Here is a 2642-nt window from a genome sequence, read left to right as displayed (position 1 = left end):
CAGACGATGCGCTGTGTCTGATCGCGTCTTTGAAGACCTCACGGGGATGGACAAGGCTTGCGTTGAGGGTGCCTATGGAAACGGTAGAGAGACCGATGATCTTATTGCGTGTATTGAGAAGGATGAGCTTGAAGTGCTCCTTTGCCTTGTCTTGAATGGTCCCACGGACTGCTCTGACAACACCCTGAGGGTCTTTGATGTCATAACCCTCATAGAGGGTTTCTTTTTCAAGCTCCTGTCTTTTCCCGAGCTCAAAAGCAGCCTTGAGCTGTGCGGCCTTTGCCGTGCCGATCCCCTTGATGCGTGATAGTTCCTCGATCGTTGCGTTGCTTATCCCCTGAATGCTGCCAAACCTCGCTACCAACTCCTGGGCAATGGTCATGACAGATCTTTTCGAAACGCCGCGCCCGATCACCAAAGCCAGAAGCTCCTGCGACGAGAGCTTATCCGCGCCGAACTTGAGAAGCCTCTCCCGTGGTCTTTCAGATCTCGGGAGATCGCGGACAGTAAAAGTATCGCCATCTTTCATGCATATCCCCTAAGGCACCAAATATTAAACCAGGCACGAAATCCTAATATCTAAATCCTACCTTCTTTTTGTCATCGCGAGGAGCGAAGCGACGTGGCGATCTCAAAAGATGGGATTGCCGCGCTTCGCTCGCAATGACACTACACCGCGCTTCGCTCGCAATGACAAGACGCCACGCCCTGCGGGCCCGCAATGACACTGCGCCGTGCTATGACGTCTTCTTCTTCAAGATCAGCGACCCGAACCCCCCGATCAGCGAGACAATGGTGGCAAGGATGAAGGCATTCGTAAATGTTCCCGTGGAGTCTTTGAGCCACCCGCCAATTACAGGACCCATGGCCTGGCCTATTCCGAAGAACAGGGTAATGAAACCCAGGCCGGCCGGCGCCAGCCTCCCTCCCACTGCATCACCGGAAGCCGCTGCCATAATAGTGGGGATAGACCATGCTGTAATGCCAAACACCACAGCGGATATATAAAAACCCGTGGAATCCTTCCAGAAGGCAAAAACAACATAGGAGAGGGCAAGCGTTATGTAAGCAAACAATGAGCCATATCTTCTTCCGAGGACATCCGATATCCAGCCCCATATAACCCCGCAGAATATACTGAATATGCCGAGGACGGCAAATATCCTGCCTGCCGTGACAGGGACAACACCCATCTCTTTGGTAAGATACGCGACAAAAAAGGTGAGGTATATAATGTAGGAGAAGCCGTACATGAAGTACACACAGCCAAGCTTCCATATCTCGGGCTCAATCACAACATCCTTGAACGCGGAAAAGAGCGTAACCCTGGGACCTCCTTTCTGTTCCTCTTCGCCGCCGTACATTGAGAGCCCCTTCTCCTTTGGATTATTCTTCAAAAATGCATAGCAGACAAAGGCAAGAATGAATACAACGATACCCATAAAAAACCATGCATATCTCCATCCGTCCTTTCCATATGCAGAGATGACCGGGGGAAGAAGTATCCCGGAGAGAAAAAGACCAACGCCTATGCCTCCCGAGACTATACCGGTTGCAAGCCCTCTATTTTTCGTCACAAACCATGCAGCAGGCAGCGCCATGATGGGAACATAGCTACCCCCATTGCCCATACCGCTGATAAGTCTCATGAAAAAGGCAAATACAAAGGATTCTGAGAACCCGGTAATAAAGAGGCTGATACCTATAACTAAGAGGGAGATGAAGACTACCCTTCTCACACCAAAACGGGCAGCGAGAAAGCCCCCTATTATTGCAAGTGACAGGTATCCGATGAAATTCCCCATGGCAATGGAGCCAAGCTGGGTATAGGTTAAGGAAAGGCCATCTTTCATGGACGGCAGTATGACAGAATAGGACATCCTTCCAAAACCGTGGGCAAGAATGGTGACAAGGGTTCCCGTGAGGGCTATGATCCAGGCATAATGTATCATTGTGACGCCTCCTTATTATTCCATTCTTAAATTTTGATAAAATCTTGTCAACCGTTTTTTTACGCATCGCTTTCTGAAGCTATCAGCAATCAGCCCACAGCTATCAGCTTTTTATGTTGCCTGACAGCTTGCAAGTTTGCCAGCGATGAATATAGTTCATCCGGTTATTAACGCTCACGAGAAAAGTGGTAAGGCGGGAAAGGTATCATTACGAACGAAGCGCGGCGTTTTGTCATTGCGAGCCCGCAGGGCGCGGCAATCTCATTCAACAGGTCGCCATAGATCGCCACGTCGCTTCGCTCCTCGCGATGACCGTTAAGGGGGGCTCCTGGCTATGACAACACCAGAAACCTTGTTCCTCTCGCAGAGAACGCAGGGTATATCAGCAGAGAGCGGAGAGCTGAGAGTAGAGAGATAAACTCCTCAAAGAACTGTCTCTTTGGTTTCTTACCATTCACTATTCACTATCGACTATTCACTGCCCTTATTCTTAGTTCATTTTCCTTGAACTCTTTCACGGGTAAGGCGTAGAATATGCAAATTATATCAAGAACCTTTAAAGGAGGCGTCGATGGGTATCTTTTATCCGACGAAGATCATTGCCATTGGCTTGAACTACATTGACCATGCAAAAGAATTGAACATGCCCATTCCTGAATACCCCATCATCTTTATGAAACCCCCGACATC

Annotated in this window: 2 protein-coding genes; both read right to left on the bottom strand. The window is 49.2% G+C overall.

The annotated features are described in order from the left end of the window. A partial coding sequence (radC, locus tag PHU49_16985; GenBank protein ID MDD5245704.1) for a DNA repair protein RadC occupies positions 1-529 on the bottom strand: 529 nt, incomplete at its 3' end. A 208-nt stretch (positions 530-737) separates the two neighbouring features. After that, entirely contained in the window at positions 738-1952 is a 1215-nt protein-coding gene (locus tag PHU49_16980) for an MFS transporter (protein ID MDD5245703.1), read from the bottom strand. Positions 1953-2642 lie beyond the last annotated feature (690 nt).

This window comes from Syntrophorhabdaceae bacterium (genome assembly GCA_028713955.1).
GTDB lineage: Bacteria > Desulfobacterota > Syntrophorhabdia > Syntrophorhabdales > Syntrophorhabdaceae > UBA5609.
This window is presented reverse-complemented; position numbering and strand designations above follow the sequence as displayed.

What these genes read in the sequence shown, in the direction of transcription:
- PHU49_16980 (MDD5245703.1), bottom strand. Translation starts at nt 1,952, where the DNA reads ATGATACATTATGCCTGGATCATAGCCCTCACGGGAACCCTTGTCACC.